General features: G+C 54.7%; 15 protein-coding genes. 8 read left to right on the forward strand and 7 right to left on the reverse strand.

What is annotated here, in order from left to right; all coding sequences use genetic code 11:
• The first annotated feature begins 2 nt into the window (after nt 1-2).
• Nucleotides 3-2,657, forward strand: a complete 2,655-nt coding sequence (locus tag LKE13_RS07940; RefSeq protein WP_227949974.1) for a TRAP transporter large permease subunit — start codon at nt 3-5, stop codon at nt 2,655-2,657.
• A 95-nt stretch (nt 2,658-2,752) separates the two neighbouring features.
• Here LKE13_RS07940 and LKE13_RS07945 read toward each other — a convergent pair whose 3' ends face one another.
• Both LKE13_RS07945 and LKE13_RS07950 read right to left on the reverse strand, forming a co-directional pair.
• Nucleotides 2,753-3,472 (reverse strand): arginyltransferase, encoded by a 720-nt coding sequence (locus tag LKE13_RS07945; RefSeq protein WP_227949975.1) that lies wholly within the window; start codon nt 3,470-3,472, stop codon nt 2,753-2,755.
• 91 nt (nt 3,473-3,563) lie between these two features.
• Entirely contained in the window at nt 3,564-5,420 is a 1,857-nt protein-coding gene (locus LKE13_RS07950; RefSeq protein ID WP_227949977.1) for an SLC13 family permease, read from the reverse strand.
• A 151-nt stretch (nt 5,421-5,571) separates the two neighbouring features.
• Here LKE13_RS07950 and LKE13_RS07955 point away from each other — a divergent pair, with 151 nt between their 5' ends.
• Nucleotides 5,572-6,834: an NAD(P)/FAD-dependent oxidoreductase gene (locus LKE13_RS07955; protein ID WP_227949979.1), complete on the forward strand. Its 1,263-nt coding sequence runs from the start codon at nt 5,572-5,574 to the stop codon at nt 6,832-6,834.
• On the opposite strand, the gene LKE13_RS07960 is transcribed toward LKE13_RS07955, so the two are convergent.
• Entirely contained in the window at nt 6,829-7,341 is a 513-nt protein-coding gene (locus tag LKE13_RS07960) for an RDD family protein (RefSeq protein ID WP_227949981.1), read from the reverse strand. The two genes, LKE13_RS07955 and LKE13_RS07960, sit on opposite strands and share 6 nt — an antisense overlap.
• 130 nt (nt 7,342-7,471) lie before the next feature.
• Between LKE13_RS07960 and LKE13_RS07965 the strand changes: the two genes are divergently transcribed.
• Together LKE13_RS07965 and LKE13_RS07970 are read left to right on the forward strand one after the other, a co-directional pair.
• Complete coding sequence (locus LKE13_RS07965) at nt 7,472-8,674, forward strand: MFS transporter (RefSeq protein WP_227949984.1); 1,203 nt, start codon at nt 7,472-7,474, stop codon at nt 8,672-8,674.
• On the forward strand, nt 8,620-9,459 hold the full coding sequence (locus tag LKE13_RS07970) for a hypothetical protein (protein ID WP_227949986.1): 840 nt from the start codon (nt 8,620-8,622) through the stop codon (nt 9,457-9,459). The genes LKE13_RS07965 and LKE13_RS07970 overlap by 55 nt, the downstream gene beginning before the upstream one ends.
• Nucleotide 9,460: 1 nt before the next feature.
• On the opposite strand, the gene motB is transcribed toward LKE13_RS07970, so the two are convergent.
• On the reverse strand, nt 9,461-10,354 hold the full coding sequence (motB, locus tag LKE13_RS07975) for a flagellar motor protein MotB (RefSeq protein ID WP_227949988.1): 894 nt from the start codon (nt 10,352-10,354) through the stop codon (nt 9,461-9,463).
• A gap of 29 nt (nt 10,355-10,383) precedes the next feature.
• Nucleotides 10,384-11,241 carry a flagellar motor stator protein MotA gene (gene motA / locus LKE13_RS07980; protein WP_227949990.1) on the reverse strand — a complete coding sequence of 286 codons (858 nt, stop codon included), beginning with the start codon at nt 11,239-11,241 and terminating at the stop codon, nt 10,384-10,386.
• Nucleotides 11,242-11,498: 257 nt separating this feature from the next.
• On the opposite strand from motA, the gene LKE13_RS07985 reads away from it, so the two are divergent.
• Nucleotides 11,499-11,972 (forward strand): flavin reductase family protein, encoded by a 474-nt coding sequence (locus tag LKE13_RS07985; RefSeq protein WP_227949992.1) that lies wholly within the window; start codon nt 11,499-11,501, stop codon nt 11,970-11,972.
• 87 nt (nt 11,973-12,059) lie between these two features.
• Complete coding sequence (locus LKE13_RS07990) at nt 12,060-12,956, forward strand: NAD(P)-dependent oxidoreductase (RefSeq protein WP_415776518.1); 897 nt, start codon at nt 12,060-12,062, stop codon at nt 12,954-12,956.
• 1 nt (nt 12,957) lies between these two features.
• Here LKE13_RS07990 and LKE13_RS07995 read toward each other — a convergent pair whose 3' ends face one another.
• Nucleotides 12,958-13,356 (reverse strand): CAP domain-containing protein, encoded by a 399-nt coding sequence (locus LKE13_RS07995; protein WP_227949996.1) that lies wholly within the window; start codon nt 13,354-13,356, stop codon nt 12,958-12,960.
• An 85-nt stretch (nt 13,357-13,441) separates the two neighbouring features.
• On the opposite strand from LKE13_RS07995, the gene LKE13_RS08000 reads away from it, so the two are divergent.
• Together LKE13_RS08000 and LKE13_RS08005 are read left to right on the forward strand one after the other, a co-directional pair.
• The gene (locus LKE13_RS08000; protein WP_227949998.1) at nt 13,442-14,599 is read left to right on the forward strand and encodes a trans-sulfuration enzyme family protein; all 1,158 of its coding nucleotides are present in this window, start codon (nt 13,442-13,444) and stop codon (nt 14,597-14,599) included.
• Nucleotides 14,599-15,345, forward strand: coding sequence for an SDR family oxidoreductase (locus tag LKE13_RS08005; RefSeq protein WP_227950001.1), 747 nt, complete (start codon nt 14,599-14,601; stop codon nt 15,343-15,345). Before LKE13_RS08000 ends, LKE13_RS08005 begins: the two co-directional genes overlap by 1 nt.
• Before the next feature lie 2 nt (nt 15,346-15,347).
• Here the strand turns inward: LKE13_RS08005 and hemB are convergent, their stop codons facing one another.
• Entirely contained in the window at nt 15,348-16,349 is a 1,002-nt protein-coding gene (gene hemB / locus LKE13_RS08010) for a porphobilinogen synthase (RefSeq protein ID WP_227950003.1), read from the reverse strand.
• Nucleotides 16,350-16,421: the final 72 nt, after the last annotated feature.

The raw sequence follows: 16,421 nt of genomic DNA on the forward strand, positions 1-16,421 counted from the left end.
TCATGGAACTTGTCTTTCTCGCTCTCCTTATCTTCCTGATGGCTCTGGCTCTTGGGTCTGGCTATCCGGTTGCCTTCGCGCTGCCCGGATCTGCGATTATCACCGTTAGCCTCGCGGCCATCGTTGGCTATGCGGCAACCGGTAATCCGGACGCTTATTTCTCGCATGGCGGTCCCTGGCAATGGCTGAGTGCCGGTGTGACCAACCTGCGCGGCGTCTATTGGGAGGTAGAGCGTGATACGCTCATCGCGATTCCGCTGTTCATTTTCATGGGCATTATGCTGCAGCGCTCCAAAATTGCCGAGGATCTGCTGGTTACAATGGCGCAGTTGTTTGGCCCGGTACCGGGTGGCCTTGGAATTTCCGTTGTCTTCGTGGGCGCGCTTCTGGCGGCGACGACAGGTATTGTTGGCGCGACCGTTGTCGCGATGGGACTGATTTCACTGCCGGCGATGTTGCGCAACAACTATTCGAAATCATTGGCAACGGGCACGATTGCCGCCTCGGGCACGTTGGGCCAGATTATTCCGCCGTCGATCGTTCTCATCATTCTCGCCGACCAGCTCGCGAGCGCGGTCGATCAGGCGGGAACGACGCGTAAGGCACTATTCAAATCCGCGACGGGGGAGCTGTCCATGCCTTCCTCCTTCGATGTGGTGTCAACCAGTGCGGGAGAAATGTTCCTTGGGGCGTTTGTGCCGGGCTTGCTGCTTGTCGCCATCTATATGCTGTTTATCTTGATCTACGCCCTGATCAATCCGAAGGTGGCCCCGGCCGTTCATGGCGGAACCTTCGACAGAGCGTTTTTCGGCAAGTTGGCGTTGGCACTCTTTCCGCCGCTCGGGCTTATTTTTCTCGTCCTCGGATCGATCCTTGCGGGTATTGCAACGGTGAACCAGGCGGGTGCCATTGGGGCCGTGGGTGCCATTATGATGGCCGGATATCGCCTGAAAAGTGAAGAGAGAGGGGCCTATACGCCGGTTCTGCTCGGCTTGGCATCTCTCGTTCTCATTCTGGGCGTGTTGATGATATTCCAGCCCAACGTCAAATCTATTGAAACGACCAAGGATGCGATTGGCATTGCGCTTGGTGCCATCGGGACTGTGGGCCTGATTATCGCCATCGGCTGGAGCAGTATGCGGGCGCTCAAGATCGAGAATACCCTGCAGGAAGTGATGATCGAGACGGCGAAAACGACGTCTCTCGTGTTTATCATTCTGCTTGGCGCGGCGATGCTGACCGCGGCGTTCCGCGCGTTTGGCGGTGAGGAACTCGTCCGTGACTTCCTTAACAGCATGCCGGGTGGTTTTTGGTCAAAATTCATCATCGTCATGGCGGTGATTTTCGTGCTTGGCTTCTTCCTCGACTTTATCGAGATTGCGGTGGTTGTTGTGCCGATCGTGGCGCCGATCCTGCTGGCCGATCCATCGGCGAATATTACCGCGGTTTGGCTCGGGGTGATGATCGGGCTGAATATCCAGACATCTTTCTTGACGCCGCCCTTTGGTTTTGCACTCTTTTACCTGCGCGGTGTGGCACCGGCGATCGTTAAGACAGTTGATATGTATAAAGGTGTGATCGCCTTTATTTCGCTGCAGCTGATTGCTTTGCTCATCGTCGGGCTATATCCACAGTTGGTGAACTATTTGCCGAACCGTTCTTCCTTGACGTCGGAGACGGCGCCTCCACCTAGGAACCCGCGCCTGAATTACTGCGTTGATCGCTATATCGCCGATCAGTTCCAAACCAATGGTGCTGCGATCAATGCTTCGATTGCGGAGGCACGTCAGCTTAATCTCGATTACCTGCCGAAGCGGTTGAAGACTAGCCTCGAAAAAAGCTTTGACGCGGCGTCTTCTGCTCCGGCATTGATGGCGGAGGCTTGGCAGGCCGATGGCGTCATCAATGAGAATGTTGGCGCGTTCAAGCCTATTCAACAAGTCGTTCGTGGCATTGAGGCTGAGATCGCGGATGTGGATCTGGAGATCAAGGATCTCAAAGTCGACATTGGCCGGATGTATTCTGAAGATTTGGCTGATGCCAAGAAGAAATTAGAGGATCAGGTCGCGGTTTTGGAAACAAAACGGGCGAAGCTGGCCGCGGAAATTCCATCAGACTGGAAAGAAACCTATGACAGCTTTCATAAGCTGCTGAAGGCAGAAACACTGCTTCGGAGTAAGTACAATCGTGCCGCGGGGGAAGCTTATAAGCCGGTTGCGGAACTGATTGCTATCTTGCAAAGCAACAGCGGGTATTTCGATCTAAAGGCGGATCTGGATCAGATTAAGGACGATTTCGCCGGGGAGGACCCCGCGGCCTTGATTGCATCGATTGAGGATCTGAGCAGCCGTGTCAGTGAAGTAGAGGGGGCATCTGATGTTTCCTCCGGACTGTCGAAAGTCCGGCGCAGCCTGAAAGCCAATACGCCTGATTTCGAAAAGGCAACGGAAGAGATGGATAAGGTTCTCGCGAAATATGAGGAACAGGTTGGCTGGCGAAATCAGGCTGGAACCAATTTGTTGCCGACATTGGAGAAGTATGAACTGGTTATTCGCGATACTGTGGGGCTGAGGGAGCAACGCAAGCTGGATAAGGATCAGGCGATCTTTGTGGCAGCGTGTCAGTCTGGCCACCGGGATGTGTCCCATTACTTCTGATATCTGATGATGGGATAGAAAAATGACGAAGCGGCGGGCAGAAAAGCCCGCCGCTTTTGTGTGTGCTGTTGAAAGGTTGGTTGGACCCGGCGTTGCTATTTTGGCAACAGTTTCCAGCCGTCGCGGGTCAATATTTCAGAGGGATAGAAGCGCTTTTTGTATGCCATCTTTGGGCTTTGATCGATCCAGTAGCCAAGATAAACGTAAGGGAGGTTCTGCCGCTCGGATTCGGCTATATGCCAGAGAATCAAATAGCTGCCCGGACTGCGATGGTCCTCATCTGGATCGAAGAAACTGTAGACAAGCGACAGACCGTCTTCCATCTCGTCGATCAGGCAGACGGCGAACAGACTACCGTCGGGCTTTCGGAACTCTGCGAGTTTGGAGCGGACAGGACTCTCCTCAACCATTGCCTGATAGTCGGAGAAATCCATATCCACCATACCGCCTTCAGAATGACGTGAAGACAGATAGCGATGGAATAATTCAAAATGTTCGCGTGAAGCCTCTGAGGGGAGAATTTTTGCGGAAATATCCTCATTCGCCTTCCAGGTACGCCGAAATGACTTTTTCAACCGGAAATCAGCGGCTCTGACACGGATAGGAATGCAGGCGTCGCAGCCGTCACATGCTGGCCGGTAGGCAAGATCCTGACTGCGCCGAAAGCCCGCATGGCTGAGCGTGTTATGCAATCCATCGGGGTCATCCCCGGCAAGCAGGGTTACCACCTTGCGCTCCAACCGATCATCAAGATACGGGCAGGGGGCGGGCGGGGTCGAGAAGAAAAACCGCGATGGGATTTCCACGCGTTTCATCTTGCCATATGTCCCATTTTATTTCCCATATGATAAAGGTAACGCGAATTACTGAGTTCGCAAATAGCGCGCACAAATAAATGTCGCGATTTTACATTAATCCATAATAAAAAGGCGCGAAAAGGGAGAATATGATCCAAAGCAGCAACACCAGTGGCGCACCCGCCTTGAAAAAATCAGCAAATTTATAGTGCCCGGGGCCCATTACGAGAAGATTCGTTTGATAACCCATCGGTGTGGCGAAAGAACAGTTCGCGGCAAAGATTACAGCAAAGACGAAGATCATTGGATCGACGCCCAACTCCTGCGCGATGCTGATCCCGATAGGGGTGAACAGGACGGCCGTCGCGTTATTGCTGAGAATGTTTGTAAAGACGGCAACCAGCAGGAAGAAGGCCGAAAGAATAACACTCGGACCAGCACCGGCCATAATCCCGAGTATCCCATGAGCGAGGTAGCTCGCGCCGCCGGTCGCCTGCATAGCTGCGCCCAGGCCTAGGGCCGCACCGATCAGCAGCAGGATGCGTCGGTCTATCGACCGGCTCGCCTGATAGACATTGAGGCAGCCGCTTACCACCATTGCCACCGCCCCGCAGACGGCGGCCACCACGATGGGGAGTAATCCGGTCGCGGCGCAAACAACAACGGCACCAAAAATTATGCGCGCCTGCCAGGCAAGCGCCGTCGCCGGTAACTCGCGTGTCGACCATTCCATCAAAAGCACATCCGGATTATTGCGGAGCCGCATTATATCCGACCGATTCCCGAGGATGAGCAGTACATCACCGGCCTCAAGGCGGATATCCGTCATCCGGCTGGTCCGAATCATGCGGGAGCGGCGCTGGATACCCACCACAACACAGCGGGTACGATAATGGAAACTGATCTGATAGAGTGCCCGCCCGATCATGCGGGACGCCGGGGCGACGACGGCCTCGGCCAGCGTCTGTTCCTGCACATTCCCAAGCTCTTCTGTTGCTTCCGCATTCGGGCTGTCCGGCTCCAGAAATCCCTGCAATATTTGTGGATTGTCAGAAAAGGCTTCGGTTATGGATTTACGGGTGCCGGCGAATACCACTGCGTCGGCAGGTTTCAGGGTAATGCCGTCAAATGGTGGCAGCAGCACATGCTCGCCGCGCTGTATAAAGCGGATGGTAATATTACGTAGGCTCGGGAACTGACCGGCGACAGCTTCCTCTCCCACGAGAGGGCTGTCGGGGGCAACTTCCATCTGTACGATGAACTGCTTGCCCGAAATGTCGACAACCTCCCCCTTCATCGATGTCCGGTTAGGCAGAATGCGCGGGATGACTATAAGCGCATAAATCATCCCGAAAAACGCTAGAACCGCGCCGGGGATCGTGAAATCAAAGAATCCAATTTTTGGCTGCCCCGCTTGCGTCGCTGCGGCCATCACAAGCAAATTAGTGGAAGAACCGATGAGCGTGGTCATGCCACCGAGAATGGAGGCGTAGCTCAACGGGATCATCAGGGTCGAGGTGGAGCGGTGCATTCGTTCGGCCAGTGCGGTCATCAAAGGGATGAAGATCACGACGACCGGCGTGTTGTTCATAAAAGCGCTAATCACCAGCACGGAGGCAAGCACGACAGCAATGGCAAGGATCGGGTGATGACGGCGCAAGGTCACGAGACGACGGATCGGTTGTTCCAGTGCGCCGGTGCGCACAATGCCTTGCCCGACAACGAGCAGGGAAAGAACGGTAATCAGCGCAGGATCGGCAATCCCGGCGAGAATTTGCGTCGGGGTGAGCAGATTCTTGCCCGATTCATCAACCAGCGGATAGAAGTGAAACAGCAGAAGCAGGGCCGCGATTACTCCGATTGAGGAGATTTCCAGCTCCACCTGCTCATTGGCGAAGGCAAAAATCGCAACGGCAATAAGGGCGAAAACCGCCCAGATATGATACACTGACCCAACTATTTCCATTGGCCGCAATAATTTCCTTGCTGTTTTTACGAGTCGGAGTAAAAGCTTCGCGTTGGCAGATATACCGACACCTCCATCATGAGGATTGTCTCTGATCTTGCAAGCCTGTTGTTATCGCCGAATGGCCATAAACCTTTGAAGAAAAACCAAGATGAACATTTCATATTATGATGCCTCGGCGTTGGCGCGTGCCGGGTATCCACGACTGAAGGGTGCGCAAACTGCTGATGTATGTATTGTTGGCGCAGGCTACACCGGCCTGTGTGCAGCGCTGGATCTGGCTGCGGCCGGGTTATCGGTAATCGTGCTGGAATCAGAGCGGATTGGCTTCGGTGCGTCGGGCCGAAATGGCGGCCAGATCGCGACAGGTTACTCCCCGGGAATGATCGATACGGAGGCGTTGGTCGGGCCGGAAGACGCACGCCGTCTCTGGGATCTCTCGGCAGAGGCGATCCGGCTTCAGAAAGAACGCATCGCGCATCATAATATTGCCTGTGATTTGAAAGCGGGAGAGCTTTATGCCGCCGTTAAACCGCGTCATCGCGACTGGTTGCTGGAAGAACAGGAACATTGCGAGAAAAACTATGGCTATCGCGATTACCGCTGGTTGGAGCAGGAAGAGCTGGGCGACTATATAAATTCCGAGCGCTTCTGCGGTGGGCTGCTGGATTCATCCGGCGGGCATCTGCATCCGCTGAATTATGCACTTGGTCTTGGTAGGGCGGCCCATGACGCCGGAGTGCAGATTTTCGAAGACTCCCGTGTAGAGGACGTCAAGAAAGGTAAAACTGCTGTTGTCACCACGGAAGAAGGCTCGGTCACCGCGCGTTATGTGGTTTTGGCGGGCAATGCCTATCTTGCCGATCTGGATCACTCGCTCGCCGCGAAAATAATCCCTGTCGATGCCTGTATCATCGCGACAGAACCATTAGGGGAGGTGCGTGCGAAGGCTTTGATGCCAGCGAATATCTGCGTTTCTGATACCAACTTCAATCTCGACTACTTCCGAATGTCGTCGGACCACCGACTGCTCTATGGCGGGCAGGATAAGCTGATCAGCAAGCGAACGATGGCGGGGGCGGCGCTTAGGGAAAATATGCTGGCGACTTTCCCCGAATTGGAAGATGTGAAGATTGACTATATCTGGGGTGGCAAAGTCGCGGTAACGCGCAATCTTCTTCCCGATGTGGGGCGGATGGACGGCAATATTTACTACGCCCAAGGTTATTCCGGGCAGGGAGTGCCGCTTTCGGGTATTGCTGGCCGCCTCATCGCCGAGGCAATCCAGGGGGATGCCGGCAGATTTGACGTATTTGCGCGCATTCCGCACAAGGCTTTTCCGGGCGGAACAGCACTTCGCGTGCCGCTGCTCTCCATCGCCCGGCTTTATTATGAATTGAGGGATGCCTTATGAACGGATCGGCACGCGCCGGATTACCGTGTCGACCAGATAGTCATGGAGCAGCCGTCCACGTGGGTTAAACAGCGAGACCAGCAGGATCAGGGATGATGTCGCAGCCATGGTGAAATAGAATAACGCCGCATGAATGAGCGCGATCAGGTAATCCGGCGCGTCGCCATTCATGCGCTCCATCCGGACATTCATAAACCGCATCCCGATCGTTGCATTCCCGGGTCCACCGACAAGAAGAGTATGATAAAGAATCGGGATCGCCGCCAGAATAAGCACGAGGAGCGGGGTCAGCACGCCAAAGGTAATCACCCCGATCAGCGTTGCGGCAATGGTCGCAGCAATGGAAATAACCGCGATGCAAAGCACGTCGATCGCATATGCAAAGACACGGCGGAGGCGGATCGATTCATAATCATCGGGATTGAATGTGCCGCTCGCGGGCTTGCTTCTGGGGCCATTTTCCTCCAGCGGCGACAACTCAATCAACGGGCCGTTCTGATTTTTCATAGTGCGCGAAATCCTTTCGCATGTGAAACAATTGGTATCGCATTTTTTTTGTAAATGGTACTTGTCGATTGAAATACAATGCTCCATTGCTGTTTCCGGGCGCGGCAGGATGGCATGAAAAGGAAAGAAAATGCAGTCACGGCCGATACTTATCTTAATTCTGGCTGGCGGATTGATCAGCCTGATCGCCATGGGGTCGCGCGCGGCCTTCGGCCTGTTTCTGGAGCCTGTTTCATCAGATTTCGGCTGGGGGCGGGAGGTTTTCGGCCTCGCCCTTGCAATCCAGAATATCGTCTGGGGATTGTCCCAGCCCTTCGCCTCCGCCATTGCCGATAAATACGGCTCGGGCCGCACGCTGGTCGTCTCCGGAATTGTCTATGCGGCAGGGTTATTCCTGATGTCGCAGACAGGCAATGCGACAGAACTGCATCTCTCCGCCGGGCTAATGATTGGCCTTGGCCTCTCCGGGACCGGCTTTGGTGTGGTCATCGGTTCTGTCGGACGTGCGGTACCAGAGGAAAAACGTTCAATGGCGCTTGGGATTGTTGGCGCGTCGGGTAGTCTCGGTCAGTTTTTGATGGTTCCGCTGGGTCAGGCATTCCTGGCAAACTATGGTTGGTCGATGGCGCTGGTGCTGATTGGCTGTTGCGCGCTGTTGATGATCCCGGCCTCTGCCTTTGTGAGGGGCAAGGCGGAAGACAGCGCCGCCGCCGGCGCGGCCAATCTCTCCTCCGCCGTGCGGGAGGCCGCGGGCAATGGCAGCTACTGGTTGCTTTTCTTCGGATTTTTCGTGTGTGGTTTCCATGTGACTTTTGTGGCCGTGCATCTGCCCGCCTATATCGTGGATATGAATGTTGCGCCGAAATATGGTGCGATTGCCCTTTCCGTGGTCGGTTTGTTCAATGTGATCGGTTCGCTGGCGTCCGGCTATCTCGGCGGTAAATATTCCAAGAAATACCTGCTGAGTGCGCTTTATTTCCTCCGCGCCGCGCTGTTTGTTGCCTTTATCCTCATTCCGATCAGCCCGCTGACGATTATCGTCTTCGCAGGCGCGCTCGGTCTTTTGTGGCTCTCGACCGTGCCGCTCACCTCCGGTTTGGTGGCGGTGATGTTCGGGCCTAAATATATGACGACTTTGTTTGGGTTCGTCTTTTTCGGCCATCAGATTGGGGCGTTTCTCGGAGCATGGATCGGGGGTGTAGCGTTCGATTTATATGGCTCCTACGATATTGTCTGGTGGATGAGTGTAGCCCTCGGCATTATTTCCGGGCTTATTCATTGGCCGATCCGGGAGGGGATGGCAACTCGTCCGGCCCAGGCGGTTGGTGGCTAGACGAGGGTAGCGGGAACTTGCGGGGGAAGAAAATATCACCGGTCCTTGCGGCCCTTGCCATTCAGGCAGCGATTTTTGTCGGGCTTTACCTGCTGCGTCCGGTTGTGGAGGAAGGGATAGACAGGCCGGTTCCGATGCTCTGGCTGGTGTTGGCGCAAGGCCTTATTGCCGGGATTGTGACAAGAGGATTTGGTTTTTCCATCCCATGGGTAATCGGGCAGGTGATCGCACCACCGCTTTTATTGTTTGCGCTCGCGCTCGACCTGCCGAGCTGGATTTTCCCGGTTATCCTTATTCTGCTGGTTCTGGTGTTCTGGAACGTGGCAGTGGGGCGGGTGCCCCTGTTCCTGACCAACCGCACCACATCAGAGGCAATTCTCAAGTTGCTCCCGAAAAAGAACGGATTTTATATGGCCGATCTTGGGAGTGGGCTTGGCGGTACGCTTCGTCACCTTTCGAGAAATCGGCTGGATGCTCAGTTTTCTGGGCTTGAAACGGCACCGCTGCCGTTCGCACTTTCCTGGTTGTTGGGTCGCTTGAGCGGCATAAAGAACCTGGAGTTTCGTTTTCAGGATATTTTCAAGGCTGATTTAAGCGAATTTGATGTGGTCTATTGCTTTCTCTCCCCGGTGCCGATGCCGGACTTGTTCGAAAAAGCAAAAAAGGAAATGAAACCCGGCAGTCTTTTCATCAGTAACAGCTTTGTGGTGCCGGGCCATAAACCCAATAGGACGGTCAAGGTGGATGACCGACGTCAGACAAAATTGCTGATCTGGAAGATGTAATTTATTTCAAGTTAGGCGGAAGGACCGGTGTCTCCCGCAGGAGAATAATACTGATCCGGCGGTTTCCGGGGTTGGATGGGTCGTCGGCAATCAGCGGATCCGTATCCGCCCGACCGGCGACTTTTTCAATCCGATCCGGTTTCAGTCCGGCATCCAGAAGGGCGCGGCGGCTGGCATTTGCACGATCCGACGATAGTTCCCAGTTTGAATAGTCGCCACCATTGAAGGAGGAACTGTCCGTATGTCCACTTATAGAAAGACTGTTGGGCAGTTCTTCAATCGACTTGGCAATCTTTCCTACCAGGCTTTGGATGCGCGGTGTGATGTTGGAGCTGCCACTTTCGAACATACTTTCGTTGAATTGATCGACAATCTGAATGCGCAAGCCCTCGGGTGTCATGTCGATAATGATATTGTCCTTTAGGCCGGAAAGCTCCGGGTCCTTGTTGATCGCCTGACGGATCTGGTCGCGAGCTTGCTCGAAGCTGGCCTCCTCAATCTTGCGCAGCTTTTCAAGAAGTTCCGCTTCTTCCATTTCACGGGTTTTGCGGGCGTCTTCACTCTCGCCCTTGCGGCCGTTGTCCGGCGGGCTGATGCTGGAAACAGCGGACGGAACACCAAGATTTGAAATCTGTGCCCCCTCGGTCTGCATACTGGTTCCGCCCATAACACCGCCCGCGCCGGACTGACTCAGGCTGGCGGTTGTCGGTGCAAAATAGTCGGCCAGGCCTTCTTTCTGTTCGGTCGTTGTCACGTTCAAAAGCCAAAGTAGCAAGAAGAACGCCATCATCGCCGTCACGAAGTCAGCATAGGCAACTTTCCAGGCGCCGCCATGCGCGCCATGGCCGCCTTTCTTGATTTTCTTGACGATAATTGGGGCGAGATCATCCGCCATAGGACACTCTTACTTTTGGGCGTAAAATATCAGACAGTTGGCGCTTCATTGCAGGCTTCTTCCAGCTCTATGAAGGTCGGACGTTCATGACTATAAAGGGTCTTGCGGGCGAACTCGACCGAGACAGCCGGGGCATACCCCTGTAGATGAGCGAGCAATCCCTGCTTGATGCATTCGAAATATTTGCTGTCGGCATCAGTGAATTGCTCAAGGTTTTTACCCATGGGAGAAAACAGGCCGTAGGCCACGAAAATACCAAAGAAAGTACCCACAAGCGCTGCCGCAATAAGACCGCCGAGCACTTCCGGCGGTTCAGCAATAGAACCCATAGTAATAATCACACCCAGCACGGCCGCAACGATACCGAAGGCGGGAAGGGCTTCACCCAGCGCAGTTACCGCACCGGAAATGGCATGTCCCTCGTTATGATGGGTTTCGATATCCTGATCCATCAGGTCTTCCAGTTCATGTGGATTTTCAGTCCCCATGGTCATCAGCCGGAGATAGTCGCAGACAAAATCGACTGCGTGATGGTTCTTGGAAAAGGCTGGAAAATGTTGAAAAAGCTCACTTTCATGCGGATTTTCGATATGCGGTTCCAGCGCGATCATTCCTTTGGTCTTGGAAAGCTTGAATAAGGCGTAGAGAAGGGTCAGCAGCTCGGTATAGGATTTCTTGTCATGAGGCGCACCTTTCATCAGCTTGCCGAATGACTTTAGAAATCCGAAAATCACCCATTTCGGGTTGGACTGCAGGAAGGCGCCAACACCTGCGCCGAGAATAATCAAATACTCTAGCGGTTGAAACAACACGGCAAAGCTGCCGTGGGGGGCATAACCACCGGCGACGGAGCCGAATGTCACTACGATACCAATAATCCAAAACATTCTTACACAGATGTCCTTACACGATGGCTTCCAAGGAGTTGGATGCTGATTTTGCCCCGAGAATGGTTAATAAACAGTGTGTAATTTTAGGAAGTTTTTAAAGATAGCCCTGTATGCACAAAGAGTTGGTCAATATTCGTCGCTAAAAGATGGTGTAAAAAAATGGGTGATTTCGGATGCAATTTATGGGAAAGTGCCGCCAGTTTGCAAATCACTCGCAAATCAAGCGCGGATTATAATATAGGTGCCGGTTGCGCATGAGCTTTGACGCCAGAGAATTTAGAAATGCACTGGGGTGTTTCGCCACGGGGATAACGGTTGTCACGTCGAAAGGCGCGTCGGGCGAACCCCTTGGTGTGACGGTAAACTCTTTCAGTTCCGTCTCCCTCGACCCGCCGTTGGTCCTGTTCAGCCTTGCCCATGTCGGCGGCCATTGTCAGGAATTTCTTTCCAGCGGGAAGTTTGCCGTGAATATTCTCACGCCGGATCAGCGCCATCTTTCTGATCGCTTTTCCATGAACCGTGATAACCGATTTGAAGGGATTGATCATCTCGTCGGGGAGAATGGTAGCCCGGTGTTTGAAAGCAGTCTCGCTGTTTTTGAATGTGAGACACATGCGGTGCATGAGGCCGGAGATCATGCGGTATTTATCTGCAAGGTAACGAATGTCATCATGGCGGATAAGGAAGAGGCACTCCTCTTTCATAAAGGACAGTACCACACGCTCTGAACCTTCAGATTTCCATCTATCGAAAAATTCCCTCTCGGGTCTTTCAACCAAGGCCGGGACCCGCTACAACTGACTCAGAATAATTGGATCAGGAGACGGGTGAACATGGGTGAAAAAGCAGCATTTATCGGGCTTGGCGTTATGGGATATCCGATGGCGGGATTCTTGCAAAAGGCCGGCTACGAGATGACCGTCTATAATCGCACCACCGCTAAGGCGGAAAAATGGGTGGCGGAATATGGTGGCTCCTTCGCGAAGACCCCGGCGAAGGCAGCGGAAGGCGCTGATTTCGTTATGGTCTGTGTCGGCAATGATGACGATCTGCGCAGCGTTGTTCTCGGCGAGACTGGTATTCTCTCCACTATGAAGGCGGGATCGATTTTTGTGGATCACACCACTGCTTCATCTGAGGTGGCGCGTGAACTTGGCGCCCTCGCCAAGGAAAAGGGCATAGGCTTTGTCGATGCGCCAGTCTCCGGCGGGCAAGCGGGTGCGGAAAATGGAGTGCTCACTGTCATGTGTGGCGGCTCCCAAGAAGATTTTGACCGTGCCAGCAAGCCGATCGACGCCTATTCCCAAGCTTGCAAGTTGCTCGGAGACGTGGGGGCGGGACAGCTCACCAAGATGGTTAATCAGATATGTATTGCCGGCGTGGTTCAGGGTCTTTCGGAGGGGATTCACTTTGCCGAAAAGGCGGGGCTGGATGCGGAGAAGGTGATTGAGGTGATCTCCAAGGGTGCGGCGCAAAGCTGGCAAATGGAAAACCGCTACAAAACAATGATCGCCGATAAATTCGATTATGGTTTTGCCGTGGACTGGATGCGCAAAGATCTTGGGATTTGCCTCAAGACCGGTGACCAGATTGGCGCGAGCCTACCGAATACCGCGCTCGTCGATCAATATTATAGCGATGTTCAGAACATGGGCGGCAATCGTTGGGACACGTCCAGCCTGATCACGCGACTTCGCAAGCTGAACAAATAGATTAAAGCGGTGCGGCGAGGGAGAGAGACCAGTATCGCGCGATTTCTGGCGTCTCCGGCGTGGCGGGCGAGATGCCGAGGCCAACATCTGTGACCTTGTCATTCAGGATATTGGCGCGGTGCGGTGGGCTGTCCATCCACATTCTGACCACGCCAGCCGCATCCACCGCGCCGAGGGCGACATTCTCGGCGGCGGTGGAGAAGCGATAACCGACGCTGTGAATTCGCTGATCGAATGTTGTTTGGCCCGCGCCCAGATGTGAGAGCGCTTGTTTTCGGTCCATGAATTCCGCATGCTGCTGTGCGGTTTGCATCAGTAGGTCGTTTGGGATAAGTGGTGCAAGATTAACCTTCCCGCGTTCAGCATTCAGGCCGTCGATGACATCTGTTATCAGGCTCATTGGAATTCCCCTGTTGTCAAAACCAAAAATATGCATGATCACTATCAGAACGTGACTACCGGTCATTTTGTGAGGAATTTCCACCATGACGGACGAAAATAAACCGCTAAACCGCGACACCCTGATTGCGCAGGGACTGGGCTGGATGGAGCCGGAGCATAAATCACTCGCGCCCGGTATTTACCCTGCCACCACCTATGAGCGGGAAGGGAACGGCAGCTATCCTTCAGGGCGCATCTATAGCCGTCCGGATAACCCGAACTATGAGCAGCCGGAACAACTTCTAAAAACGCTTGAAGGGGGGAGCGATGCACTTCTTTTCTCCTCTGGCATGTCCGCCGGTGTTGCGGTGGTGCAGGCGCTTAAATCCGGTGATCATATGGTTATTCCGCGTGTCATGTATTGGGGTCTGCGCGCTTGGATGCTGTCCTTCGCCAAGGATTGGGGGATCGAGATTACCACCGTTCCGAATGGTGATCTTGCGGCGTTGGAAAAAGCTGTCATTCCGGGCAAGACGAAACTCCTCTGGATGGAAACCCCCGCGAACCCGACATGGGAGGTGGATGATATCGCCGTCTGGGCCGCGGTGGCCAAGAAGACGGGAGCTCGTCTTGCCGTTGATAACACGGTGGCAACACCCTTACTCACCAACCCCTTGAAGCTCGGCGCGGATATTGTCATGCATTCGGCAACGAAATATCTGAATGGCCACTCCGATGTGCTGGCGGGCGCGCTGATTACCGCGACCGAAGATGACTTCTGGGACAGGATTATCACCAACCGCCGGACCAACGGCACGGTTATGGGCCCGTTCGAGGCGTGGCTCTTGCTGCGCGGGATGCGCACTCTGCATTTGCGGGTTGAACGCGCCTGTTCGAGTGCCATGGCCATCGCTAGGCATTTCGACGGCGCGAAAGGCATCCGTGCGGTGCTTTATCCGGGGCTTGAATCTCATCCCGGCCATGACATCGCGGCGAAGCAGATGAGCGGCGGCTTTAGCGGGATGCTCAGTCTTTGTATCAATGGCGGAGAGGAGGCCGCGATGGCGGTCGCGGCTCGGCTCAATATATTCAAGCGGGCAACGTCCCTCGGCGGGATCGAAAGCCTGGTCGAGCATCGCGCCAGCATTGAGGGAGAGGGCACGCCCTGCCCGAAGGATTTATTGCGACTTTCTGTCGGGATTGAGAATGTCGACGATCTGATTGCGGATATCGAACAGGCACTGGAGGGGAGGAACAGCTAATGGAAAAATCAATCATTGTGACCGGCAGCAGCCGGGGAATCGGCCGCGCCATCGCTCTCGGTGCGGCGACGGAAGGCTATCAGGTCTGCGTCAATTATGCCCACAACGCAGAGGCGGCGGAGGAGGTTATTTCCCTGATCGAGGCGGCAGGTGGCACGGCGATTCCGGTGCAGGCCGATATGACGAAAGAAGCTGATATCCTCCGGATGTTCGAAACTGTCGATCAGGAACTGGCGCCGCTCGGCGCGCTGGTGAATAACGCTGGGATTGTCGATAAAGCGGCGAAGGTCTCGGAGATGAGCCTTGAGCGGCTGGAACGCATGTTCACCACTAATATCACCGGTCCATTTCTCTGCGCGGGGGAAGCGGTGAAACGCATGTCAACAGTCCACGGCGGGAAGGGGGGCGGGATCGTCAATATTTCTTCCGTCGCGGCCAAGCTGGGCAGTCCCGGCGAATATGTGGATTACGCCGCATCCAAGGCGGCAATTGATACTATGACGATAGGTCTTGCGAAGGAAGTCGCCGCAGAGGGTATACGCGTAAATGCCGTGCGCCCTGGCGTTGTCTACACCGATATCCATGCAAGCGGCGGGGAGCCGGGTCGGGTCGATCGGGTGAAATCCATGGTGCCGATGCAGCGCGGCGGGACGGCGGAGGAAATTGCCGACGCAACCCTCTGGTTATTGTCTGATAAATCGAGCTATGTCACCGGTTCCCTAATCGACGTGTCCGGCGGGCGATAAGCCTAACCCTGCAGGTTCTTCGCAGCCTCGATCGCGAAATAGGTGAGGATGCCGTCGCAGCCCGCGCGCTTGAAGCAGAGCAGGCTCTCCATCACGATTTTTTCACGGTCCAGCCAGCCGTTCAGCCCCGCACCTGCGAGCATCGCATATTCGCCTGACACCTGATAGGCATAGGTCGGGACGCCGAATTCGTCCTTCACCCGGCGACAGATATCAAGATAGGGCATGCCCGGCTTAACCATGACCATATCCGCGCCCTCATTGATATCAAGGGCCACTTCGCGGATCGCCTCGTCGCTGTTGGCCGCGTTCATCTGATAGGTGCGTTTGTCCCCGGTACCAAGATTACCGGTTGATCCCACCGCATCACGGAAGGGCCCGTAAAAGCCGGAGGCATATTTCGCCGCGTAAGACATAATCAGCGTATCGCGATGGCCTTCCTGTTCCAGCGCATCCCGGATAGCGCCGATGCGTCCGTCCATCATGTCAGACGGTGCGATGATGTCGCAACCGGCTTCCACCTGATTGAGCGCCTGGCCGACCAGCACATCAAGGGTCGGGTCATTGACGACATATCCATCCTGTACAAGCCCGTCTTGCCCATGGGTCGTGAAGGGATCGAGGGCAACGTCGCAAAGCACGCCCATCTCCGGCACCGCGTCCTTGATCGCCTTGATCGCTTTGCAGATAATATTGTCCTTGTTCAGAGCCTCCCGCCCGTCGTCGGTTTTCAGGTCATGTTCAATCGCCGGGAAAAGCGCGATTGCCGGGATGCCAAGGTCATGGGCTTCCTTCGCGGCGACTTTCAGAAGATCAAGGCTGAGCCGCTTTACCCCCGGCATCGACGGGATATCGATAGCAAGATCCTCACCTTCATGCACGAAGACCGGCCAGATCAGATCATTGGGGGTCAGGGCGTTTTCCGCCACTAGACGACGGGACCAGTCGGTTCTGCGGACCCGGCGCATGCGGGTGCGGGGAAAATGGGGCGCAAGGGTTTTCATGAAAGGATTCCTGCTTCTGTCGCATAGATGATAGTATTTCGCGGCATAATATCCTTATGCGCGTCGGGTCGC

This window comes from Sneathiella sp. HT1-7, from assembly GCF_020731145.1.
Taxonomy (GTDB): Bacteria; Pseudomonadota; Alphaproteobacteria; order Sneathiellales; family Sneathiellaceae; genus Sneathiella.